Below are 23,342 nucleotides of genomic sequence, written 5' to 3'. Positions count from 1 at the left end.
GTCACATCACTTCTGTTTGATACGCCCGTCCAGATAAGGCTGATACGGGGCGTTCTCGGCCAGATATTCCGCCGTAACATCCGCCAGATCAGGCCCGAAATCATAGGCGTTCTTGTCATCACCCGAGAACACAGAATAACCATCGCCGCCATTGCGGACATAGTTGTTTGTCACCACCAGATATGTCGCCGCGGGATCGATAGCTTCGAAACCGCCATCCTTGGCGACCATGACCTCAACAATCCGGCCCTCATTCGGGGCAACCGATGGATCCCAGGTAAATGTCATTCCTGCCACCTGAGGGAAGCGGCCTTTGACCTCTTCAACTTGGCTCACCCCATTTTCAAGCGCATCGATCACGCCCTGACCGCTGATCTCGAAGGTCGAGAGCGTGTTCTGGAACGGCAGTACTGTCAGCACCTCACCCATGGTCACCTCACCCGGATCGATCGAGGCGCGCAGCCCACCCGAGTTCGCAATCGCAATCTGGGCGCCCTGATCGGCAACCCGCGCCAACATGGCATCCGCAACAAGATTGCCCATTTCACATTCCTGCACGCGACAAACGGAACGGTCGCCTTCAATCGAAGCTGACGCTTCCGCGACAACCTTGTTGCGAATTTCATCCAGCGGAACGGCCAGCTCGGCGATGCGGTCCAGCGCGGCCTGATCCTCGGTCACCGCATTGTCCATGATCAGCGGTTCACCCTCAGCGGATACAACATTTCCGTCATCATCGAATGTCACATTCAATTCACCCAGAAACTTGCCATAGGCATAGGCCTGAACGATCTGCACCCCGTTTACGACGGTAGGGTACGGTCCGGCGGCCTTGTCGGATGTGTTCGAAAGATATGTGTTCGAATGCCCACCCACGATCACGTCAACGCCCGTGGTCTCCTGCGCCACGCGCTGATCGACGACATAGCCTGAGTGGCTGAGAACGATGATCTTGTTCACACCTTCGCCGGTCAGCTTGTCGACCTCAGCCTGAACGGCAGGAACTGGATCAGAGAAGGTGATGTTTGGACCGGGTGACGCGATATCGTGCGTGTCTTCCGGCGTCAGTCCGATCAGACCGATCTTTTCGCCGCCCACTTCGATCACAGCCGATTTCTTGATCTTGTCGGTCAGCAGTTCCTCATCCGCATAATCGGCGTTGGACATCAGCACCGGGAAATCGACCGAGTCGATGAAGCCGCGCAGCACCTCAGGGCCATCGTCGAATTCATGGTTGCCCACAGTCATGGCGTCATAGCCCAGCTTGTTCATGAACTCAGCCGCAACCTTACCCTTGTAGTAGGTATAGAACAGCGAGCCTTGGAACTGGTCGCCCCCATCAACGAGGATCGAGTTATCGGCCCGTCCGCGGGCCTCTTCGACTGCCGTCACAAGGCGCGCCGATCCACCAAAGCACTTGCCTTCGGCATTGTCTTCGTCGCCACAGGCGCTGTCGTACTTGTTGATCGGCTCAAAGCGCGAGTGGAAATCGTTTGTATGCAGAATCGTAAGCTTGTATTCGGCAGCCGCCATACCGGCGCTTAGCCCCAATACCGCAGCCGAAGCCAGAAAACGGGTGAACATCGTGAAACTCCCTATGATTGTTTTGCGCGATGGTGCGCGTTGCGTGGCGAAGAGTCAAAGGGGGAAATCCGGCTTGATTCTACCCGTCGCGCGGGGCATCAGGACTTCATGCTGATTTACAAGATCTTCCGCGCCGATGAATGGGCAAACCTGCAAGCACAAGGGGCTTCGGATGGTGCACCGATTGATGTTTCGGATGGATATGTTCATTTCTCAACCGCAGAACAGGCCGCTGAAACCGCTGCCAAGCACTTTGCCGGGGTCGAGGGCCTAACCCTCTTGGCCTGTGATAGCCAAGCAATGGGCGATGATCTGAAATGGGAGGTTTCGCGTGGTGGCGCATTGTTCCCCCATCTCTACCGCCAGATTCAAATGTCGGATGTGGTCTGGTCACGCGAACTGCCCTTTGACGGTCAGGCGCACCAGTTCCCGCAGGAGATGGAATGACACGCTTCATCGATCCCGAACGCGAACAGTTCGAGGCGTTTAAGGCCCTCGATCGAGACCATCCTATCGAGATGCTCAATCTGGTGAAGTTTCGCGAAACAGCTCAGTATCCGTCAGATCACGCACTGGCCGGCGCACATCTGACCGGCGCACAGGCCTATGGCAAATACGGGTCTGAAACCGCGCCTATCGTCGCCCGCATAGGAGCGTCGATCCTTTGGCGCGGCGCATTTCAGACTATGCTGATCGGTCCACAAAATGAGGCTTGGGATGCTGTGTTCATCGCCCGCTACCCCACCGCCCACGCATTTCTTGAGATGGTGACCGACCCTGCCTATCGCGCCGCGGTGATACACCGGCAGGCCGCCGTTGAAACCTCGCGCCTGATACGTTGCGCGCCGACAGAGGGTGGAGATTCCTTCGGATGAAACTGACCGAAAAACTTGGGCTCGCTGCGCTGCACCGTCTTGACCCGGAAACCGCGCATGGGCTTTCGATCAAGGCCCTGACCTCGGGGCTTGCACCGACGCCTGGGCCGGTCACATCGGACCGGCTGAAGACCCGAGTCGCGGGTCTGGATTTGCCCAACCCCGTCGGACTGGCTGCGGGGTTTGATAAGAATGGCGAGGCGCTGGCCCCGCTCTCGCGCGCCGGATTCGGGTTTATCGAAGTGGGTGCGGTGACACCCCGCCCACAGCCAGGCAACCCTAAACCGCGCCTCTTCCGCCTGACCGAAGACCACGCGGCGATCAACCGCTTTGGCTTCAACAATGAAGGTATGGAAGTCATGGCCACGCGTCTTGCGCAGCGTCCCAAGGACGCGGTGATCGGTCTGAACCTCGGGGCCAACAAAGACAGTGATGATCGCCCCAGAGACTTCGCCAAAGTGCTTGCCCATTGCGCTGCGCATTTGGACTTTGCCACCGTCAACGTGTCTTCACCCAACACCGAAAAGCTGCGAGATTTACAGGGCAAAGCGGCGCTAACTGCGTTGCTGAGCGGTGTGATCGAAACCCGAAACGCCCTGCCCCGCCCGATCCCGATCTTCCTGAAGATCGCCCCGGATCTAACTGAGCACGAATTGCAGGATATCGCCGCTGTCGCCCGTGAAACCGGCGTGGACGCGGTGATCGCCACCAACACCACACTGTCGCGCGATGGCCTGCGCAGTGCGCACAAGGATCAGGCCGGAGGCCTGTCCGGCGCGCCGTTATTCGAGAAATCGACGCGGGTGCTGGCGCAGCTCAGCCAGTTGACAGGCGCAGATATCCCGCTGATCGGGGTCGGCGGCATCAGTACGGCAGAACAGGCCTATGCCAAGATCTGCGCCGGAGCGTCCGCAGTGCAGTTCTACACGGCGATGGTCTATGGCGGGATTTCCCTGGCCGCTGACATCGCACAGGGGTTGGACACGCTGCTGGAGCGCGACGGCTTCGATTCGGTCGCGCACGCGGTGGGCAGCAAACGAGAGGACTGGCTATGATCGAATACTGGCACAATCCGCGCTGTTCCAAGTCCCGCGCGGGGTTGGCGTTGCTGCAGGAAAACGGCGCAGATCCTGAGGTGCGCAAATACCTCGAAGACGCGCCCTCGGCCGATGAAATCCGGACGGTTCTGGCCAAACTGAATATCCCGGCGATCAGCATGATGCGCACCGGAGAGAAAACGTTCAAAGAGCTTGGCCTGGCCAAGACCTCGCCCGATGAGGAGCTTGTTCAGGCCATGGCCGAACACCCGATCCTGATCGAGCGTCCGCTGGCCATCGCGGGCGACAAAGCCGCTATCGGACGCCCACCCGAGAACCTGCTGGACTTGCTTTAGGCGATCTGTGCCTCAAGTCGCGGATAGCGCCAACCAAGCGTAAGGCCCCGTGCGATGTTCAACACCATCAGCGCGGCCCAAAGCCCATGATTGCCCATCGTTGGCACCAGCACGAACAACGCAACCACGTACAGCGCGACTGACTGGATCATCGCGTTGCGCATATCGCGGGTCCAGGTGGCGCCGATATAGATACCGTCGAACATCCAGCTTGCCACTCCGATGATCGGTGCCAGAGCAGCCCAGAGCAGATACTCGCGTGCCGTCATACGAACTTCAGGCGATGTCGACATCAGATCGATCAGCGCAGGCCCTGCCAGGTAAAACACCAGCCCAAGCCCGATGGCCCCGCCAACGCCCCATTGCGAAGCCATGACCGACGCGCGCCGGACCTTCCGGCGGTCGCGAGCACCGACGGCTCCTCCGACAAGAGCTTCAGCCGAGAAAGCAAATCCGTCCAAAGCGAATGCGGTGATTTCGAGAAACTGCAATAACACCTGATTGGCCGCCAAATTCACGTCGCCCAGATCGGAACCGACAAACAAAAACGTGGTGAATGCTCCGGTCAACAGAACCGAGCGCACCATGATATCGCCATTCACCTGCATCATCCGGCGCAGCCGTGCGGCATCAAAAATACGCGGCCAATCCCGCCATTGCTTGCCGCCAAACGCATCACCACAAAGCCACAAACCCAGGGCAAGACCCGTCCACTCGGCAATCAGTGTCGCGATGGCAACGCCCTCGACACCCCAGCCCAGGCCAAGCACAAACCATAGATCCAGCGCTATATTCAGCCCATTCATCCATATCTGCAGGATGAATACACCTCGCGTGCGTTCGACTGCGATCAGCCAGCCTGTCACCGCATAAAGGGCAATCGTGGCCGGAGCGCCCCAGATGCGAATCTCCAGATAGGCGCGCGTCAGAGACTCGACTTCGGCGCTGGCGGGCGACAGTGCAAAAGCTCCAAGGAATACCCAAACCTGCCCGGCAATGAAGACCAATCCTGCTGTTCCGCCCAGCAGCAAGCCTCGCATGAGCAACGCTCCGGTTTCTGCAGTGTCACCTGCACCGCGCGCCTGTGCCGCCAGCCCGGTGGTGCCCATCCGCAGAAAGCCGAAAATCCAGTAGATCGCAGACAGGATCACCGCACCCATGCCCACAGCCCCGATGGGGGCGGCCTGCCCCATCTGACCGACAACGCCGGTATCCACTGCCCCGAGGATCGGTACGGTCGCGTTCGACAGCACGATCGGCAACGCGATTTTCAAAACGCGCCGATGGGTAATGGGCGCTGAGGCGTCCTCCATCCTTAGTCTTTCGATGTCGGAGATTGCGGCATCAGGAAGTGCCCCGTACCTTGCGCAAAGAGTTTGGCGTGATTGTCTTGCCAGGCTTCGACCCGGACAGAGGCATAACGTCGACCCGAGCGGTTGATGAAAGCGCGCGCATAGGCGTCTCGCGGCAGGCCCGACCGCAGGTAGTCGACCGTGAAGTCGATGGTTTTGGGAAAGCGGATATTCACGTCAGTCAGGATGTCCTCCGCACCGATCTCACCGCTTTCAATCCTGGGAAACATATGTTCCCAACTCAGCGTGATTACGGCAGTGACTTCCAGAAACGCCGCTGTCACCCCACCGTGGATAGCGGGTAGAAAAGGATTACCGATCAACTTCTCATCGAAATTCAGAACGCCTGTCAGTTCGTCCCCCCGCCGGTCGAATGTTATGTTAAGGAACCGAATATACGGCACACCTTCGACCAGCGCGGTCAATGCGGCATCACGGCGTTGCTTGACCACCTGCATAGGTTCTGGGCGAGGTCTTGCCATCTTAGCGACCCTCCACGGTGAAGGCACCTGAAGCGGTGGCAACGGGACGGTCGCTGTCATCATCCGTCGCCGTCGCCCGCACAAAAGCCACGTTGCGCGTGATGTGATAGCAGGTCGCGCGGGTCCGGATACTTTGACCCGGCGTTGCGGCCCGCATGTAATCAATACGCAGATCGATGGTGGCGGTTCCTCCCGGGGCTGAGGGGTGGCTCATCACTGCGGCACCGCAACAGGTATCCAGCATGGCCGACACAGCCCCGCCATGGATCACGCCAGTCCGAGGATCGCCGATCAGTTGCTCGTTATAGGGCATCGAGATTTCAGCCTCGCCCTCTCCGATGTGGGTCAGATCAAGCCCCAAGGCCTTGGCGTGCGGAATCGCCTCGATGAACTGGCGCGCTAAAACTGTCTTATCGACCATGGGGTTGGGTCCTGTCCTTGTACCTGCCCCTTTATGGGCCTGCGTTTACACCAAGGGCAAGCCCACCTGTTGCGCTTGCCGCAACGACGCCCTAGGTTGCTGCCAAGGAGACCCGGAATGTCCGACACCCGTTTGTCATTCAAAGAAATGTGCGCCGAGTTCGACGTGACCCCACGCACCCTGCGCTATTACGAATACATCGAATTGCTGCAGCCTGATCGTGAAGGCAGATCGCGGTTTTACGGGCCTCGTGAATGCGCCCGGATGAAACTGATCATGCGTGGTCGAAAGTTTGGATTTCCATTGGAAGAGATTCGCCAGTGGCTGCTGATCTACGAAGATCAGGGCAATCAGGCGCAGATGGCGACCTTTATCGAGATGGCCGATCGTCAAATGGAAGAGCTGCGCCAGCAGCGCGCGCAGTTGGATGAAGCAATGGATGCGCTTCAGCAATTGCGCGATCAGACCGTCGGCCTGCTGAAATAGCTCCTTCCCCTACGGCAAGAAAATTGCCGAAACCCCTGCTTACGCGACTGGATGTTACGTCAACTATTTTGTGACGCAGCGTCCGCATTACGTAAACGTCACTTGTGTGTTGTAAAACGCTCATCGACTGCGCAACTCAGATTGCATGACGCCAGTGATGAGAGTTTGAACCATGACCGAAGATCTGCTGACCATCCGTGAAATGTGCGAGACATATGATGTCACGCCCCGCACATTGCGGTTCTACGAGGCCAAAGAGCTTTTGTTTCCGATCCGCGAGGGCCAAAAGCGCTTGTTCACCAAACGGGATCGTGCACGCCTGAAACTGATCCTGCGCGGCAAGCGCTTTGGCTTCAGCCTCGAAGAGATCCGCCAGCTTCTGGACCTGTACCACGTGGGTGACCAGCAGCTGACCCAGATGTCCCGCACTTATGAAATCGCGTGCGAGCGTCTTGCTGACATGGAATCGCGCCGCGAAGAGCTGACGCAGGCCATTGACGAACTGAAAGAGCAGTTGCGCTGGGGCGAAAAGGTTATCGCCTCGATGAAACAGGAAAAGAAGGCCGCCGAATAAGCCCGGCCTTTCGGACATATGAATTAAGGGAGCTTCACATGCCCGTCTATAACGCGCCAACCAAAGATACGCAGTTCATCCTGCACGATGTTCTGAAAGTCTCGCAGTCGGATATCCCCGGCTATGATGAACTGGAGGCCGAGTTTACCGGCGCGGTTCTGGAAGAAGCGGGCAAAGTTGCCACCAATGTGTTGCACCCGCTGAACGTGGTTGGCGACATCGAAGGGTGCCGGTTGGAAAACGGGATTGTGTACACCCCAACAGGTTTCAAAGATGCCTTCGAGCAGATGAAAGAAGGCGGCTGGACTGGCCTCGACATGCCGGAAGAGTATGGCGGCCAGAACATGCCTTATGTGATGGGTACTGCGGTGGGCGAAATGTTCTCGGGCGCGAACCAGGCGTTTGTGATGTATCAGGGCCTGACCCACGGCGCAGCCTCGGCAATCCTCGCGCATGGTTCGGATGAGCAAAAGAACACGTACCTGCCCAACATGGTCAGCTGCGAATGGACCGGCACCATGAACCTGACCGAACCGCATTGCGGTACCGATCTGGGCCTGATGCGCACCAAGGCGGAACCTCAGGGCGACGGTAGCTACAAGATTTCCGGTCAGAAAATCTTTATCTCGGCGGGCGATCACGACATGGCCGACAACATCATTCACCTGGTGCTGGCCAAAATTCCAGGCGGACCCGAGGGCATCAAAGGTGTGTCGCTGTTTATTGTCCCGAAGTTTATCGTGAACGAAGACGGTACTCCGGGCGAGCGGAATGGTGTTTCGGTCGGCAAGATCGAGGAAAAGATGGGCATCCACGGCAATTCGACCTGCGTCATGAACTATGACGAGGCCACCGGCTGGCTGCTGGGCGACGAGCACAAAGGCATGCGCGCCATGTTCACGATGATGAACGAAGCGCGTCTGGGTGTGGGCATGCAAGGCCTGTCCCAGGCCGAGGCAGCGTATCAAAACGCCGTCGAATACGCCAAAGACCGCCTGCAGGGCCGCGACGTAACAGGTGTGAAGAACCCGGATGGCCCGGCCGATCCGCTGATCGTGCACCCGGACATCCGCCGCAACCTGATGGATCAGAAAAGCTTCACCGAGGGCGCACGTGCGTTCATCCTGTGGGGCGCGACCATGATCGACAAGGCGCACCGCTCGGGTGACAAGGATGCGGACGGGCTGATCTCGCTGCTGACGCCGGTCATCAAGGGCTTCCTGACGGATGAAGGCTACGACATGACCGTTCAGGCGCAGCAGGTCTATGGCGGTCATGGCTACATCGAAGAATGGGGCATGTCGCAATACACCCGCGACGCCCGTATCGCGATGATCTACGAAGGGGCAAACGGCGTTCAGGCGTTGGATCTTGTTGGCCGGAAGCTGGCGCAGGATGGCGGCAAGCATGTCATGGCGTTCTTTGAGATGGTTAAAACCTTCTGCAAGGAAAATGCCGGCAAGGATGAAGCTTATGACAAAGCGTTCATCGAACCGCTGAAGGCCGCGTCCAAGGACCTGCAGGCCGCTGGCATGTATTTCATGCAGGAAGGCATGAAGAACCCTAACAACGCGCTGTCCGGTTCGTATGACTTCATGCACATGTTTGGTCATGTTTGCCTGGGCCTGATGTGGGCTCAGATGGCGAAAGCCGCTCGCGAAGCGCTGGATGGTGGCGCCTCGGACAAAGAGTTCTACGAGACCAAGATCAATACCGGTCGCTTCTACATGGCCCGTCGCCTGCCCGCGACAGCCATGCATTTGGCGCGCATCCAAACCGGAGCGGACACGGTAATGGCGCTGGACGCAGCGAACTTCTGATCTCAGTGTGGGCTCGGGCGTCGTAGCCCGAACCCACCCTTGGAGGAGACAAGATGCCAAAACGCTTTCGCCTGACCCGCCGCTTTCCCGTCGCCATGACCGAGGATGGCTATCGCAAACTCCGCGGATTCGCGCGAGAGGCGGGATTGGATGAAGGTGAGGCTTTGTCGTTCCTGTTCGAGAATTTCAATAGCGTGATTGATCACGAGAACCTGACGCACAGATTGCGCATCTTCAACTCCGAGCTGGACGCAAGAAAGCGCTGAACGCGCAATACGCCTTGGGAGGGGCGCCCAAATGACCATCAAACTGCATTGCTTCGGTGAAAGCGGAAACAGCTACAAAGCCGCTCTGGCGCTTGAGATGTCAGGTCTGGAGTGGGAGGCGGTCTTTGTCGACTTTTTCAACGGCGCAACGCGCACCCCTGAATTCCGGGCCGAAGTGAACGAAATGGGCGAAGCACCCGTACTGGTCGATGGCGATTTTCGCACCAGTCAGTCTGGGGCAATCCAGGCCTATGTCACCGAGAAGTCGGGCAAATTCGGCGGCAAGGATCGTGATGAGAACTACGAGATTTTCCGATGGGTTCTGTGGGACAATCACAAGCTTAGCTCAATGGCCGGGCTGACCCGTTTCCTGATCAACTTCCTGCCCGAAAAGCACCGCAACCCGGATGTGATCGCGTTCAATCAGGGTCGCCTTAAGGCTGCTTATCAGACACTGAACGCCCATCTTGAAGGCCGCGACTGGATCGTTGGTGACGGCGTGACCAATGCTGATATCAGCTGCTGCGGCTACCTCTATTATCCCGAACCATTTGGCTTTGATCGCGCCGACTGGCCCAACATCGATGCCTGGCTGACGCGCCTTAGCGAACAGCCCGGTTGGAAACACCCCTACGACCTGATGCCCGGCAACCCGTCGGATCGAGCTTAAGGAGAAGACCCCATGACCGAAGCCTATATCTATGACGCCCTGCGCACTCCGCGCGGCAAGGGCCGCAAGGATGGCAGCCTGCACGAGGTAACCTCGGTGCGCCTGTCCGCCCTGACCCTGAACGCAATGAAAGAGCGCAATAATCTGGAAGGTCACGCCGTTGAAGACGTGATCTGGGGCAACGTCACGCAGGTGATGGAGCAAGGCGGCTGTCTGGCGCGCTCGGCAGTTCTGGCTTCGGATCTAGATGAATCGATCCCCGGTCTGGCGATCAACCGTTTCTGCGCCTCGGGCATGGAAGCTGTGAACTTGGCGGCAAACCAGGTCAAAGGCGGCGCGGGTGAAGCCTATATCGCAGGTGGTGTCGAGATGATGGGCCGCGTGGCCATGGGTAGCGACGGTGCGGCGATTGCCGTTGACCCGTCTTTGGCGATGGAAACCTATTTTGTGCCGCAAGGTATCTCGGCTGACATAATCGCAACTGAATATGGGTTCAGCCGCGATGATGCGGATGCTCTGGCCGTTGAATCCCAAAAACGCGCAGCAGCGGCTTGGGAAGACAACCGGTTTGAAAAGTCGGTGATCACCATCAAAGATCAGAACGGTCTGACAATTCTGGACCGCGACGAGTACATGCGTCCCGGCACAGACATGCAGTCGCTTGGCGCGCTGAACCCGTCTTTCGCAATGATGGGTGAGCAGATGCCGGGCTTCGACAAGGTGGCGATGATCAAATACCCGCATCTTGAGCGGATCAACCACATACACCACGCGGGCAACAGCTCGGGCATCGTGGACGGTGCGGCCGCTGTGCTGATCGGTAATAAGGAGTTCGGCGAGAAATACGGCCTGAAGCCGCGCGCGCGCATCAAGGCAACTGCCAAGATCGGCACTGATCCGACCATAATGCTGACCGGTCCGGTTCCGGTGACTGAGAAAATTCTGGCCGACAACGGAATGAAAATCGGTGATCTGGACCTTTTCGAAGTGAACGAAGCCTTCGCCTCGGTCGTGCTGCGCTTCCAGCAGGCGTTTGATGTTGATCCGGCGCTGGTTAACGTCAACGGCGGCTCGATCGCGATGGGTCACCCGCTGGGTGCAACCGGCGCGATGATTATCGGTACGCTGCTGGACGAGTTGGAGCGTCAGGACAAGGAAACCGGTCTGGCCACGCTCTGCATCGCATCCGGTATGGGTGCGGCAACAATTATCGAGCGCGTCTGATGCCCAAACTGGATCTTTCTCAGATACCGTTCAAAGGCGGTTCATCTTACCCCGGTAAGCTAGCCGAGGCCACCGCGGGTCGTTTTGTCCAGCGCGTCGGAGATGCAGGCGGGCTGACCCAATACGGGGTCAACATCGTACGTTTGGAACCCTCAGGGCTATCCTCGCTGCGCCATTACCACATGGAGCAGGACGAGTTTGCCATCATGCTCAGCGGCAAATGCATGCTGATCGATGATGATGGCGAGCATGAGATGCTGCCTGGTGACTGCGCCGCTTGGCCTGCAGGTGAGGCCAATGGCCATCACCTTGTGAACAAAACCGACACGCCTGCAACCTTTCTGGTGGTGGGCACCCGGACCCCGACCGAGACCGGCTATTACAGCGATATAGACATGATGGTGAAAGATGATGAGAACGGATTCTCTTTCACTCGCAAGGATGGCAGCCCGCTGACGGCTGACCAGATTGGAGATGACAATGACTGATTTCACTCTCAGCAAAGACGCCGATGGCGTCGCCTTCATCACCTGGGACGTTCCCGGCAAATCCATGAACGTCCTGTCGCGCGAGGCCTTCACTCTGGTCGGTGATCTGATCGATCAGGCGCTGGCGGATGATGAGATCAAGGGCATCGTTATCACCAGTGGAAAAGAAGGGTCGTTTGCAGGCGGCATGGACTTGAGCACGCTCGCCACGATCCGACAGGAGGCCGGCGACGAACCCGCGCAGGCACTGTTCGATTTCGTCATGAGTGGCCATAACATCTTACGTCGGCTGGAACTGGCAGGCATGGACCCCAAGTCCAAAAAAGGCGGCAAGCCGGTCGCCTGTGCCATCAACGGCACCTGCGCAGGGATCGGGACCGAGATCGCATTGGCCTGTCATCACCGTGTGATGACCAGCAATCCGAAATCCAAGATCGGCCTGCCTGAGATTCTGCTGGGTATCTTCCCCGGTGGAGGCGGCACCATGCGCTACAGCCGTATGGTCGGCGCAATGGCGGCGGCACCCGTCTTGCTTGAAGGCAAGATGATGGACCCGAAGAAGGCCAAAGGCGCGCAATTGATCGACGCGGTGGCGGATGATCCGGTTGCGGCAGCCAAGGAATGGGTACTGAACGCCAAGGAAGCCGATCTGGTAAAGCCGTGGGATGCCAAGGGCTACAAGATGCCCGGCGGCGCTCCCTACCACCCCGCCGGTTTCATGACCTTCGTGGGCGCAAGCGCCATGGTGAACGGCAAGACCCAAGGTGCCTTCCCGGCACCCAAGGCTCTACTGAGTTCGATCTATGAAGGCGCGCTGGTTGACTTCGACACCGCCTTGAAGATTGAGGCGCGCTGGTTCACCAATGTGCTCATGAACCCGTCCTCGTCGGCGATGATCCGGTCGCTGTTTCTGAACAAGGAGGCGCTGGAGAAAGGCGCAGTGCGGCCCAAGGACGTGCCCGATCAGCGGGTCAAGAAGATCGGCGTTCTGGGTGCCGGCATGATGGGGGCTGGTATCGCGCTAGTCTCGGCACAGGCCGGGATGGAGGTCGTTCTGATCGACCGCGATCAGGCGGCTGCCGACAAGGGCAAAGCCTATAGCGAAAGCTACATGGATAAAGGGATCAAACGCGGCAAAGCGACGGCTGAGAAGAAAGAAGCCCTGTTGGCCCGTATCACCGCCACGCCCGATCTGGAGCACCTGAAAGGCTGCGACCTGATCATCGAAGCGGTGTTCGAAGACCCCGGCGTCAAGGCTGAAATGACCAAGAAGGTTGAGGCGATCATCCCCGAGGATTGCATCTTTGCGTCGAACACCTCGACCCTACCGATCACAGATCTGGCCAAGGCCAGCGTACGGCCCGAGCAATTCATTGGCATCCACTTCTTCTCACCGGTCGAGAAGATGTTCCTGGTTGAAATCATCAAAGGCAAGGAAACCGGTGATCGTGCTGTCGCCAAGGCGCTGGACTATGTGCGCCAAATCCGCAAGACACCGATCGTGGTCAATGACGCGCGCTTCTTCTACGCCAACCGCTGCATTATTCCGTACATCAACGAAGGTCTGCGGATGATCACCGAAGGCGTCAGCCCTGTTCTGATCGACAATGCGGCGCGTCAGTTGGGCTTCCCCGTAGGACCCATTCAGCTGAACGACGAAACCTCGATTGACCTGGGGGCCAAGATCGCCCGCGCTACTAAGGCAGCTATGGGCAACGCTTACCCGGAAAATCCGGGCGATGATCTGATCTTTTGGATGGAAGAACAAGGTCGTCTGGGTCGCAAGGCCAATGCAGGATTCTTCGACTATGACGACAAGGGCAAACGCGTCGAGTATTGGAAGGGCCTGCAGGACAAATACCCACATGCCGCAAACCAGCCCGACCTGATCGAAGTGCAGGAACGTCTGATGTTCGCGCAGGTTCTGGAAGCCGTCCGTGCGCTGGAAGAAGGTGTTCTGGAAGATATCCGCGAGGGCGACGTGGGTGCGATCCTTGGCTGGGGCTTTGCCCCGTGGTCCGGTGGCCCGCTCAGCTGGTTGGACATCATTGGTACGCCCTACGCCGCCGAACGCTGCGATCAACTTACCGAAGCCTATGGTGAGCGCTTTACCTGCCCGCCGCTGCTGCGCGAGATGGCGGAAAAAGGTCAGAGCTTCTATGGCCGCTTCAACCCCGAAGCACAGGCCGCCTGAACAATGACAGCAGGCGCATGAGCCCATGCGCCTGCTTCATACTCAAACACCTACTATTGCAGCTGCCATTCAGGCCGCAGGAACAGCGCAGGCATATTGGGCCGCCCCGGTCGCCCGGGTCGACGTACGCCCAATGCCGGTCGGATCGGGAAAATTGGCTCTTGCGGAATGGGTGCAGGTAACGCGGCCAACGGGTTGGTCAAAGCCGAAAGGTTCCCTTTGCCGGTCACGGCCTCGATCAGAAGATCGGCGTGTTCGGCATCTGCGACTTCATAAAACTCCGGGTTTCGACTTGAACCGGTATTCATGCGACCGGACGGGCAATAAGCCTGAAATCCGCCCTCGATAAAAACCAGCTCATCCTCGTCAAAGAATAATGACGTGACATCGAATGACTGCGCAGGCGTGCTGGACTCAATACGCCCCACCCCGCTGAGCGTTCGAGCTGGAATGATCGAGACCCCCTCGATTCCGACGCCAAGCTTGCCTTGATCCAACGCCATACCTTGTTCCGGCATCAGCCAAACAGGACGCCCATTGTATGCTGCTCGGGATGGCACAAGGATCGGCAGATGCTCGGGCCGACGCTCGTCTCCAGCCACAACAATGCGGTCGACGCAAACGCGTCTCAGTTCTTTGAACCCATGGTCCCGTGTCCGCACCAGATCACCTGCAACCAGTCTTTCGACCCGTTTCCAGCCCCCTGTTGTGGACACTTTGGTTCCGTGCAGCAATCCCCCACGACGCGCTGATGCGGCCCGTCCCACAAAGGCCTGTCGGCCTTTAACTTCACGTTTCGAATACCCCGAAACACTCACTAACTCTAACACGTGCCGTCCCCCTGTTGGCACCTTCAAACAACTCAGAAGGTCTTAGAGTTGTGCCTCAATTTGACTTAGTTTTGCCACATTTGTGGCCAAATTAGGTCAGTTTCGCCGCAATTTACTGGTTTTCAATAAACAAATCAGTATTCCGAACGGGCTTTGATCTGCATCTCGAAACGATACTATGACGGATACAAGCCGATTCTATTCCGTTCTTACTGCGCCGCCTGCTGTAGCGAGGATATCCGCCGCTCCCGCCACCCAAGCAGCACTCCGGCAGAGGCGATCATGCCAATGCCGATGATTTGCATCTGCCCGACGGACTGCCCAAACGCCACCCAGGCAAAGAGCGGGCCAAATATCATGACCGAGTATTCAAAGACTGCGACATATGATGGCTCACCCAGTTGATAGGCTTTGATCAGCATGAAAACGGCAATTGTTGAGCCCACGGCCTGAACCACAACCCAAGGTAACGCGTCTTGCATCGGCCAAACCCAACCGCGCATCGCAAAGCCATCCGGCCCGACTGGCACGCCAACCGGATACAGGGCAAGCCAGATCAGTCCGACTGCCCCTGCAAGCCCCAGCGTGACAACCATCGCCGCAAGCAGCGCAACAGTGCTTTCGTCCGAACAGTGGGTACGCGTTACAACAGCGCTGAGTGCGTAAAAGAAGCCACCAGCGACTGGCAGTAGCGTCTTTACGTCAAATGATGTCGGGTCCGGCTGCAATACGCACAGAATTCCCGAAAACCCCAATAAAACAGCCACGATCCGCCAGGGACCTATGCGCTGCTTCAACAAAAGGGCCGAAATCAACAGCACGAATATCGGCGATGTGAATAACCCGGCAAGCGCCTGAGCGATGGGCATCAATGCCAGCGCGCTGAAATAGAAAAGCATTGCCAGCGTGATCAACACGCTGCGCACCGCGACGACACCAATCCGCCGGGGCCTCAAGGTGCCCATACCCAATATCGACAACACCGCGATCAGCGGCAGCATCAGTAAGGCGCGACTTAGGTGAAACTGCCATAGCCCCACGCTCTCGGCCACGCGGATCACGAAATTGTCGATCACGCCGATAATGGACATGGCCGCAACCATCAGCAACGACGCCATGATTGAATGGGTTTGTTGTTGTGACTGCATCCGCGCCTCTGCCCTTAATCAGCCCGTTCTGGCCGAAACTTACCCGGCACACTCAGCACATTTCACAAACACTGCGCAACAGGTTTGCGCCGCTGGTTTTCGCCATGCTAAGCTTGGCGCAAAATAATATTCGAGCAGCATTACCCGATGACCGCACTCAAACAGTACCAGCGGATCGAAGCCACCGGTCTGTGGCGTCCCTCGCCCAATGAGCAACGGCGCGAAGTAGTCGTATCGATTGGTGAAGCCACTCTGACGATTTCTGACTTCAATGACAGCGCGCTGACCCATTGGTCGCTGGCGGCGCTAGAGCGACAAAACCCCGGAACCTACCCTGCAATATTCAATCCCGACGGCGATCCCGGCGAAACACTGGAGCTTGCAGAATCTGAAACCACAATGATCGAAGCAATTGACCGGCTGCAGCGCGCGATCGACCGTGCCAGACCACATCCCGGACGGCTGCGCTGGCTCAGCGTTGTAGGGGTTGTTCTGGCGGTCTTGGCAGTGCTTTTGTTTTGGCTACCCAGCGCACTGCAGCGCCATGTTGTTTCGGTAGTGCCAGAGGTCAAGCAACAAGAAATCGGCGATGCAATCCTGCAGCGGATCGAAAGGGTGTCAGGCAAGGCTTGCTCTTCGCCTGATGCGCAAGCGTCGCTGGATCAGCTGGCGCGCCGCACCGGTGTCCGCCAAATCGTGATCCTACCAGCAGGTCTGCCTGACAGCCTGAGCCTGCCGGGTGGAACCGTGCTGCTAAACCGGGCACTGGTCGAAGATCACGAAGACCCAGCCGTTGCCGCCGGATACATCATAGCTGCGCGCGCGCGGGCAACTCAGCAGGAACCGCTGGACGATCTGTTGGACCGTACAGGCCCGAGTGCCGCATTTCGGTTGCTGACCACCGGCGAATTGACGCCCGAGATCGTGGACACCTACACCGAGCAGGTTCTATCCGGTCCACAGCCGCAGCTAAGCGATGACGTGCTGCTCGCGGTTTTTGCACAGACCGCTCTGCCCTCGACCCCATACGCCTATGCGATTGATATCACAGGCGAGTCCGTTCTTGGATTGATAGAAGCCGATCCGATGGCGGGTCGTACTTTGGAACAGGTACTGCCCGACCGCGATTGGGTCCGGCTACAGAATATCTGCGGGCAATAGCACCTATTTGGTCCCGAACATCCGATCCCCGGCGTCACCTAGTCCAGGCATAATGTAACCCTTTGAGTTCAGTTCACGATCCAGCGCGGCCGTGACGATTTTGACATCCGGGTGCGCCTCTTTCATGCGCGCGACGCCCTCGGGGGCAGCCAGCAGGCACAGAAAGCGGATATCTTTCGCCCCCTGCTCTTTCAGCAAATCAATGGCCGCAGCCGAGCTGTTGCCGGTTGCCAGCATCGGATCAACAGCAATGACCAAACGGTCCGTCAAACCCTCGGGAGCTTTGAAATAGTATTGGACCGGCTTCAGCGTCTCTTCATCCCGATAAAGCCCCACGAACCCCACTCGGGCAGAGGGGATCAGCTCCAGCACGCCGTCCAACATCCCGTTTCCAGCCCGCAGGATCGATACCAGCGCCAATTTCTTGCCCGCCAGAATGGGAGCGTCCATTTCTTCCATCGGGGTTTCGATATGGCGGGTGGTCAGCGGCATCTCGCGGGTGACCTCATAAGCCAGCAAAAGCGTGATCTCGCGCAGCAACTGCCGGAACACAGCGGTTGAGGTGCCTTTGTCCCGCATGAGCGTCAATTTGTGCTGCACCAGTGGGTGGTCGACGACGGTCAGGTGATCGCTCATGATGTCTCCAGTCTTTTCTTGACCCGCGCGCGGGTCTCTTCATCGCAAAAGGCCGCGTTCAGGGCTGTTTCATTCAGGGCAGCAAAATCTTCGGCTTGCCAGCCGAACGCTGCATTCAGCATCTCATATTCGCGCCGCATCGTGGTATGAAAAAACGGCGGATCGTCAGTGGATACCGTGACGTTGACGCCTGCATCACGCAATTTAGCGATGGGATGTGCGGCAAAATCAGGAAACAGGCCCAGTACCACGTTTGAACCCGGGCAGACCTCAAGCGTTATGCCCCGGTCAACTAACTCGTACACAAGATCCGGGTCTTCGATGGCGCGGACGCCATGGCCTATGCGCTCGACCCCCAAATCACGGACGGCATCCCGAACACTCTCTGGACCGCCAAATTCACCGGCATGGGTCGTCAATCGCAACCCAGCCTCGCGCGCGCAGTCAAAGGCCCATTTGAAATCGCCCTGCGTTCCGACGGATTCGTTGCCGCCCATACCAAATCCGGTAATCCAGTCACCTGCGGTTTCAGCCGCACAATGGGCGCTGGCCTTGGCTTGCTCGGGTCCAAAATGGCGCACGCAGGTGATGACACCACGCAGGGTGATCCCGAATTTGCGCTCGGCCTCGTCTGCGGCGTCCTGAATCGCAGTCAGGTAATCCTTCCATGCATGCAAATCGCCACCGCCGCAGAAATCCGGGCTAAGGAATGTTTCGGAATACACCACACCATTCGCGGCGCTCTCTTCCAGAATGGCCAGCGTTAGGCGGCGGAAATCTTCAGGTGTTTTCAGCACCTCGCACGCAGCCTCATAAACGCTAAGGAAATGGGCAAAGTCGCGGAAATCATAAGAGCCGTCGGGTTTGAATATCCCGCTCAGGTCCACTCGTTTCTCATGGGCCAGTTGGCGTATGAAGCTAGGCGGAGCGGCGCCTTCATGGTGCAAATGTAATTCGATCTTAGGCAGGTCAGCGACTGTCATATAAAAGTCCTTCCCGGCCCTTGCACCGGTATGTTCAGGTGGTGCGCGATACTGGCGGCGATATCGGCAAAGTTCACGGGACCGATCTCGCCCATGCCCTGCCCTGCGATCAGCACGGGCACTTGTTCACGGGTGTGGTCAGTGCCGCTCCAACTGGGGTCGTTGCCGTGGTCTGCGGTCAATAGCATCAGATCACCGGGGCGCAGTTTTTGTAGGATCGCGCCAATTTCACGATCGAACCATTCCAGCGCACGGGCATAGCCGCTGATATCGCGCCGATGGCCATACAGACTGTCGAACTCGACAAAGTTTGCAAATGTCAGACTGCCCTCTTCCGCCTCATCAACGAGGTCCGAAAGGTGGTGCATCAACTCTGCGTCCGAACCCTTTAGCAGCGTGTCGATCCCCTGCATTGAAAATATATCGCCAATCTTGCCCACCGCATGCACACGGCGACCGGCATCCTGTGCCCAATTCGTAAGAACGGGTTCAGGTGGAACTATGGCAAAATCCTTGCGGTTGGTTGTCCGGGTGAACCCCTTTTCGGGCGTTCCGACAAACGGCCGGGCGATAACGCGGCCCACTTTCATCTCGTGCAATCGCGGCGCAAGGGTGCGGCACATATCCAGCAGGCGGTCGAGCCCAAAGCTGTCTTCATGGGCGGCAATCTGGAATACGCTATCGGCAGACGTGTAGCAGATCGGCCAGCCGGTACGTATATGCTCGCCCCCCAGTTCTGAGATGATCGTCGTCCCCGAGGCATGGCGATTGCCCAAAATACCGTCGGTCCCTGCGGCCTTGGCAGCGGCTATACTTAGGGTTTCGGGAAATGCGGGTCGGGTGTCCGGGAAATAGTGCCAATCCCATGGCACTGGCAAACCTGCCAGTTCCCAATGCCCCGAAGGCGTATCCTTGCCGGGTGAGTGTTCGCGGGCGCAACCCCAAAGCCCCGTGGGCGCAGCCTCAAGCCCCGGCGTCGGTACGCCCGAGGCCAGACGGGTCGCCGCCCCCAGCCCCAAGGCATCCAGGTTGGGCAGTTGCAACGGTCCGCTCCGCCCTTCTTCCGCGCGCCCCTCGGCACAAGCTTGTGCTATGTGGGCCACTGTGTTCGCGCCCGTATCAGGTTTGGACCCGTTGAAAAAACGATCGGCATCCGGCGCGCCGCCGATACCCACCGAGTCCATCACCACCAGGAAAGCGCGGCTCATGCGCTGATCCTTTCATGGATTTGAGGCGGTTGTACTACCGGTTCGTCACTCAGCGAAATAGCATCCAGTACCACCGCCGCAGCCCTTTGCGCCGCATCTTCCCGCCCCGCATGAACAACCGCCAACGGAGCGCCTTTGGTCACCTTATCTCCGACCCTCAGAATGCCCGACAAGCCAACCGCCGGATCAATCTCATCGCTCTCGATCTGGCGCCCACCGCCTAGGGCCACGACTGCGAGGCCCAGCGCCTCGCCATCAATAGACGAGATATATCCGCCATGCGGAGCATGAACTTCCCGGATCACATTGGCCTCCGGCAAAAACCGATCCCATGTGTCAACGAAATGCACCGGTCCACCCACGGCAGCCATCATGCGTCCGAACCGTTCGGCTGCACGACCATCGCGGATCACTTGGGTTATTCTGGTGTTCCCTTCCTCTGCCGTTGCGCACATACCGGCATCCGCCATGAGAACGCCCCCCAACTCGGCCGAGATTTCCGCCAAAGGTGATCCCTGCCCGCTGGTCAAAGCTTTCATCACCTCGGCCACTTCCAGCGCATTGCCAAGTGCGGAAGCGAGGGGCTGGCTCATGTCGGTGATCACTGCGGATGTACGGCAACCAGCGGCATTAGCCGTTTCGGTCAAGGCCTGCGCCAAATTGCGTGCCTCATCGAGTGTCTTCATGAACGCGCCGCTGCCCACCTTAACGTCCAGAACCAACGCATCCGGGCTAGCCGCCAGCTTCTTGGACAGGATTGATGCCGTAATCAGGTCAAGGCTCTCCACCGTCGCCGTCACATCGCGAACCGCATACAGCCGCTTGTCCGCAGGGGCGATCTGGCCCGTTGCCCCCACGATGGCTGCCCCGGTGTCTTTCAGCACTTGCGTCAGTCGCGCCTGCCCGATCTGAGTGGTCACTCCCGGTATGGCCTCGAGCTTGTCCAGAGTGCCCCCGGTATGGCCCAGACCACGCCCCGAGATCATCGGCACATACGCCCCGCATTCCGCCAAAGCCGGGGCAAGCAGCAGGCTGACGCAATCGCCGACCCCACCGGTCGAATGCTTATCGACAACCGGCCCGTCCAATTCCCACGTCAGCACCTCGCCGCTGTCGCGCATGGCAACAGTCAAATCAGCCCGCCCATTGGCCCCCAGACCGCCCATACAGACAGCCATTGCAAAGGCCCCGGCCTGCGCGTCACTGACGCCACCATCGGCCAGGCCTTGCGCGAACCACATTAGTTCGTCGCCGGTTGGTACTTCCTGACGGCGAAGTTTGGCGATGATCGAGCGCGCATCCATGAAGTCAGACATCCTCCATATGCGACGCGTCGAACGCACCCGGCAATAGATCGGCAATCGTGGTTTTGGTTTCCAGACCATCAACCGTCGCCATTGTAACGACCACATCCCCGTTTCCGAACTCGGCCAGTTTCTGACGGCATCCACCACATGGGGGCACCGGCTGCGGGCTGCTGGCGACCACGTAGACCTCGGTCAGTTCTTTTTCACCAGCGGCGACCATTGCCGCGATTGCCCCGGCCTCGGCGCACGTACCTTCGGGGTAAGCAATATTTTCGACATTGCAGCCAAAATAGATCACACCTGAACTGGACCGGATCGCCGCCCCGACCTTGAAATTCGAATAAGGCGCGTGGGCATTTTCCCGAACGGCCAAAGCTGCATCTTTCAAAGACATGGCGAATCCCAATTTTTGATCATCTGGTCAGAATATCATACCCTACTGGAAAGCGACGGGGGAATTGAAGCCCCCTTGACGCCATTATCCACTTCTTCTTGGCCCTAACCCAACGTCGTGTTGAAGGTCCCCGGCAAAGTCACCTCAAGCAGTTCCATATCCTGCGAGGGGTCTGACAGCCGTGTTCGCATTCCCGGCGGGATGACGAAGGCATCGCCCTGTTCCAACCGATAGGGCTCCCGCCCTTCACCCTCAAGAGTCACCTCGCCGGTCATCACGAAGGTAAAGTGTATGTCGGTGTCGTGGCTGGCCCATTGAGGGTTACCCTCGCCCCGGCGCACGACCTGAACGCCCGCCACGCCTTTGGTATTCTCGGCAATCGTCGTGTCACGGCAGATGTAACCGGGCAAGCGGAATGGCACCCAGTCGGCATCATTGGCTTGATTGTAAACGAACCGCTGCCCATCCCATTCCCGATCCGGACGGAAATGCGGGGTGGGCAGTTCCATCTCATGATCAATCTCCGTGACATGCTCGGCTGGGACACCAATCTCGATCACCTGAACGTTGTCTGACGCTTCCAGCACGCGGTGGCGGATTTCAGGCGGCTGAATAAAGCAATCGCCTGCCGTCAGGCGCATCTTGTCGCCCTGATCTTCGTAGACCACATCGACCCAGCCGTGGATGCAGAAGATCAGCTGAAATCCGACTTTGTGGAAATGCACCATATCGGGCACAGGACCGCCATCTGGGATACGTATATGGCTGGCGATAATCGATCCGCCCAGCCGGTCCGGCACGAGATCGCGATAATGCATCCCTGCCCGTCCAATGATCCACGGCGCCTGATCCTTGAGCCTACGGACAACAAAAGAGTGGACCGTATCCGGCATGATCAGCGGCGGGTTCAACTCGTCAATCTCGATCCGGGTGCCGTTTGGGGCTACAAGACTTCGTTGACCTTCTGCAAAACCATCTGGATCGGATGTCAGAATGCGCAACGTTCCCGCCGCTTCAGCTGCATCTTTCTCGATCCGCAAGCGCAGACCGTGACCAGAGAACACGGCAACCCGAGGGTCATCTGCCGGATAGATCATATCCATCCGCATCCCCAGTACCTTGGTATAAAACGGGATATCGTTGCGCAGTTCCTGCGTCGGCAGTCGGATTTCAGCGCGCGTGAGGGAGTCGCCGGTATTGCTGGTCATTCTGTTTCTCTTCGGATTTTGGTTTTGGCCATCCGATCAGAACAGCAGCCAAAATGCCAATCGAAAAGTACATCTCCAGCGTTTCTTCCATCACGAACAAACGTGTAACCATCGCAACCGAAAGGTATTCGTCGAACAATCCGCTGATTTCCTCAAGAAGCTGAGCCAGCACCGCAACACTTCCGGCCAGGAAAAAAATCATCAGAAAAGGCGCGCGGATTTTAAGTGCCTTAATTCCGTTCGGTATCCCATGCCAGAGCAAACCACCAATGACGATCGCAGCCAAAACGATCCTTACTGCAGTCACATCAAGCAATAAATCAACCCAGTTTAGCACCACGAAAGGCGCGCTGCCTTCTGTGTACACCTCCGCCTCCAATTCGCGCTCGGCCAACAGCAGGCAGACCACCGCGATGTAAAGCCGCGAGACGCCTCGGAAGCGTACCAACGCGACCAAACCGGCAGCCAGTAACGCAGAGGCCGATATCGTCTCAATCAACCCGCCTTCTTGGATGAAAGTTGCTGCCGGTTGGTGCCAAATCACAACTACGCAAAGAAATGAAACCGCCGAAATAAGCACAACAAAGAAGACATTCCGATTGGCACCAATCCTGATTGAAGGGTTGGCAAATTGCGCA

The 23,342-nt window shown here is 58.1% G+C and carries 26 protein-coding genes; 13 read left to right on the top strand and 13 right to left on the bottom strand.

Annotated features, from left to right (window positions below):
- Positions 1-6: 6 nt before the first annotated feature.
- The gene (locus AC2TEM_RS12245; RefSeq protein WP_170420911.1) at positions 7-1,584 is read right to left on the bottom strand and encodes a bifunctional metallophosphatase/5'-nucleotidase; all 1,578 of its coding nucleotides are present in this window, start codon (positions 1,582-1,584) and stop codon (positions 7-9) included.
- Between the two features lie 108 nt (positions 1,585-1,692).
- Between AC2TEM_RS12245 and AC2TEM_RS12240 the strand changes: the two genes are divergently transcribed.
- Genes AC2TEM_RS12240 through arsC form a run of 4 tightly spaced genes read left to right on the top strand, consistent with a single transcriptional unit; the run spans position 1,693 to position 3,852 of the window.
- On the top strand, positions 1,693-2,031 hold the full coding sequence (locus AC2TEM_RS12240) for a DUF952 domain-containing protein (protein WP_170420909.1): 339 nt from the start codon (positions 1,693-1,695) through the stop codon (positions 2,029-2,031).
- Positions 2,028-2,459, top strand: coding sequence for a DUF1330 domain-containing protein (locus AC2TEM_RS12235; protein ID WP_170420906.1), 432 nt, complete (start codon positions 2,028-2,030; stop codon positions 2,457-2,459). The genes AC2TEM_RS12240 and AC2TEM_RS12235 overlap by 4 nt, the downstream gene beginning before the upstream one ends.
- A complete protein-coding gene (locus AC2TEM_RS12230; protein ID WP_170420904.1) occupies positions 2,456-3,514 on the top strand; it encodes a quinone-dependent dihydroorotate dehydrogenase in 1,059 nt (352 codons plus the stop codon). Before AC2TEM_RS12235 ends, AC2TEM_RS12230 begins: the two co-directional genes overlap by 4 nt.
- Complete coding sequence (gene arsC, locus AC2TEM_RS12225; protein WP_170420902.1) at positions 3,511-3,852, top strand: arsenate reductase (glutaredoxin); 342 nt, start codon at positions 3,511-3,513, stop codon at positions 3,850-3,852. Before AC2TEM_RS12230 ends, arsC begins: the two co-directional genes overlap by 4 nt.
- On the opposite strand, the gene AC2TEM_RS12220 is transcribed toward arsC, so the two are convergent.
- Genes AC2TEM_RS12220 through AC2TEM_RS12210 form a run of 3 tightly spaced genes read right to left on the bottom strand, consistent with a single transcriptional unit; the run spans position 3,849 to position 6,107 of the window.
- A complete protein-coding gene (locus tag AC2TEM_RS12220) occupies positions 3,849-5,165 on the bottom strand; it encodes an MATE family efflux transporter (protein WP_170420900.1) in 1,317 nt (438 codons plus the stop codon). The genes arsC and AC2TEM_RS12220 overlap by 4 nt on opposite strands.
- Positions 5,166-5,167: 2 nt before the next feature.
- Positions 5,168-5,686: a PaaI family thioesterase gene (locus AC2TEM_RS12215; protein WP_170391910.1), complete on the bottom strand. Its 519-nt coding sequence runs from the start codon at positions 5,684-5,686 to the stop codon at positions 5,168-5,170.
- A 1-nt stretch (position 5,687) separates the two neighbouring features.
- On the bottom strand, positions 5,688-6,107 hold the full coding sequence (locus tag AC2TEM_RS12210) for a PaaI family thioesterase (RefSeq protein WP_010438901.1): 420 nt from the start codon (positions 6,105-6,107) through the stop codon (positions 5,688-5,690).
- Between the two features lie 117 nt (positions 6,108-6,224).
- Between AC2TEM_RS12210 and AC2TEM_RS12205 the strand changes: the two genes are divergently transcribed.
- The 8 genes from AC2TEM_RS12205 (at position 6,225) to AC2TEM_RS12170 (ending at position 13,829) form a co-directional block, all read left to right on the top strand.
- Positions 6,225-6,593 (top strand): MerR family transcriptional regulator, encoded by a 369-nt coding sequence (locus tag AC2TEM_RS12205; protein ID WP_170391912.1) that lies wholly within the window; start codon positions 6,225-6,227, stop codon positions 6,591-6,593.
- A gap of 172 nt (positions 6,594-6,765) precedes the next feature.
- Positions 6,766-7,167 (top strand): MerR family transcriptional regulator, encoded by a 402-nt coding sequence (locus AC2TEM_RS12200; protein WP_039536426.1) that lies wholly within the window; start codon positions 6,766-6,768, stop codon positions 7,165-7,167.
- A 38-nt stretch (positions 7,168-7,205) separates the two neighbouring features.
- Positions 7,206-8,987 (top strand): acyl-CoA dehydrogenase C-terminal domain-containing protein, encoded by a 1,782-nt coding sequence (locus tag AC2TEM_RS12195; protein ID WP_170391914.1) that lies wholly within the window; start codon positions 7,206-7,208, stop codon positions 8,985-8,987.
- A gap of 53 nt (positions 8,988-9,040) precedes the next feature.
- On the top strand, positions 9,041-9,253 hold the full coding sequence (locus tag AC2TEM_RS12190) for a hypothetical protein (protein ID WP_170391916.1): 213 nt from the start codon (positions 9,041-9,043) through the stop codon (positions 9,251-9,253).
- Between the two features lie 31 nt (positions 9,254-9,284).
- Positions 9,285-9,923 carry a glutathione S-transferase gene (locus tag AC2TEM_RS12185; protein WP_170420898.1) on the top strand — a complete coding sequence of 213 codons (639 nt, stop codon included), beginning with the start codon at positions 9,285-9,287 and terminating at the stop codon, positions 9,921-9,923.
- 12 nt (positions 9,924-9,935) lie between these two features.
- Positions 9,936-11,147 carry an acetyl-CoA C-acetyltransferase gene (locus AC2TEM_RS12180; protein WP_170420896.1) on the top strand — a complete coding sequence of 404 codons (1,212 nt, stop codon included), beginning with the start codon at positions 9,936-9,938 and terminating at the stop codon, positions 11,145-11,147.
- Positions 11,147-11,635, top strand: a complete 489-nt coding sequence (locus AC2TEM_RS12175) for a cupin domain-containing protein (RefSeq protein ID WP_170420894.1) — start codon at positions 11,147-11,149, stop codon at positions 11,633-11,635. The genes AC2TEM_RS12180 and AC2TEM_RS12175 overlap by 1 nt, the downstream gene beginning before the upstream one ends.
- Positions 11,628-13,829, top strand: coding sequence for a 3-hydroxyacyl-CoA dehydrogenase NAD-binding domain-containing protein (locus tag AC2TEM_RS12170; protein ID WP_480856203.1), 2,202 nt, complete (start codon positions 11,628-11,630; stop codon positions 13,827-13,829). The genes AC2TEM_RS12175 and AC2TEM_RS12170 overlap by 8 nt, the downstream gene beginning before the upstream one ends.
- A gap of 53 nt (positions 13,830-13,882) precedes the next feature.
- On the opposite strand, the gene AC2TEM_RS12165 is transcribed toward AC2TEM_RS12170, so the two are convergent.
- Both AC2TEM_RS12165 and AC2TEM_RS12160 read right to left on the bottom strand, forming a co-directional pair.
- Positions 13,883-14,659, bottom strand: a complete 777-nt coding sequence (locus AC2TEM_RS12165; RefSeq protein ID WP_480856202.1) for a Hint domain-containing protein — start codon at positions 14,657-14,659, stop codon at positions 13,883-13,885.
- A 209-nt stretch (positions 14,660-14,868) separates the two neighbouring features.
- Positions 14,869-15,807, bottom strand: coding sequence for a DMT family transporter (locus tag AC2TEM_RS12160; RefSeq protein ID WP_170391926.1), 939 nt, complete (start codon positions 15,805-15,807; stop codon positions 14,869-14,871).
- A gap of 147 nt (positions 15,808-15,954) precedes the next feature.
- Here AC2TEM_RS12160 and AC2TEM_RS12155 point away from each other — a divergent pair, with 147 nt between their 5' ends.
- Entirely contained in the window at positions 15,955-16,968 is a 1,014-nt protein-coding gene (locus AC2TEM_RS12155; RefSeq protein WP_480856201.1) for a hypothetical protein, read from the top strand.
- A 3-nt stretch (positions 16,969-16,971) separates the two neighbouring features.
- On the opposite strand, the gene upp is transcribed toward AC2TEM_RS12155, so the two are convergent.
- From upp to AC2TEM_RS12120, 7 genes are all read right to left on the bottom strand, one after another.
- Positions 16,972-17,604 (bottom strand): uracil phosphoribosyltransferase, encoded by a 633-nt coding sequence (upp, locus tag AC2TEM_RS12150; protein WP_170391930.1) that lies wholly within the window; start codon positions 17,602-17,604, stop codon positions 16,972-16,974.
- Positions 17,601-18,587, bottom strand: a complete 987-nt coding sequence (locus AC2TEM_RS12145) for an adenosine deaminase (RefSeq protein ID WP_170401310.1) — start codon at positions 18,585-18,587, stop codon at positions 17,601-17,603. Before AC2TEM_RS12145 ends, upp begins: the two co-directional genes overlap by 4 nt.
- On the bottom strand, positions 18,584-19,795 hold the full coding sequence (locus AC2TEM_RS12140) for a phosphopentomutase (protein ID WP_480856200.1): 1,212 nt from the start codon (positions 19,793-19,795) through the stop codon (positions 18,584-18,586). The genes AC2TEM_RS12145 and AC2TEM_RS12140 overlap by 4 nt, the downstream gene beginning before the upstream one ends.
- Positions 19,792-21,099: a thymidine phosphorylase gene (locus tag AC2TEM_RS12135; RefSeq protein WP_170422406.1), complete on the bottom strand. Its 1,308-nt coding sequence runs from the start codon at positions 21,097-21,099 to the stop codon at positions 19,792-19,794. Before AC2TEM_RS12135 ends, AC2TEM_RS12140 begins: the two co-directional genes overlap by 4 nt.
- A gap of 4 nt (positions 21,100-21,103) precedes the next feature.
- Positions 21,104-21,496, bottom strand: coding sequence for a cytidine deaminase (locus AC2TEM_RS12130; RefSeq protein ID WP_170391936.1), 393 nt, complete (start codon positions 21,494-21,496; stop codon positions 21,104-21,106).
- A 104-nt stretch (positions 21,497-21,600) separates the two neighbouring features.
- Positions 21,601-22,704: a cupin domain-containing protein gene (locus tag AC2TEM_RS12125; protein WP_170420881.1), complete on the bottom strand. Its 1,104-nt coding sequence runs from the start codon at positions 22,702-22,704 to the stop codon at positions 21,601-21,603.
- The gene (locus tag AC2TEM_RS12120; RefSeq protein WP_170420879.1) at positions 22,667-23,098 is read right to left on the bottom strand and encodes a hypothetical protein; all 432 of its coding nucleotides are present in this window, start codon (positions 23,096-23,098) and stop codon (positions 22,667-22,669) included. Before AC2TEM_RS12120 ends, AC2TEM_RS12125 begins: the two co-directional genes overlap by 38 nt.
- Positions 23,099-23,342 lie beyond the last annotated feature (244 nt).

The organism is Ruegeria sp. HKCCD3925 (assembly GCF_057221175.1).
The sequence above is the reverse complement of the archived record's forward strand: the minus strand, read 5'-3'. Positions and strand labels throughout refer to the sequence as shown.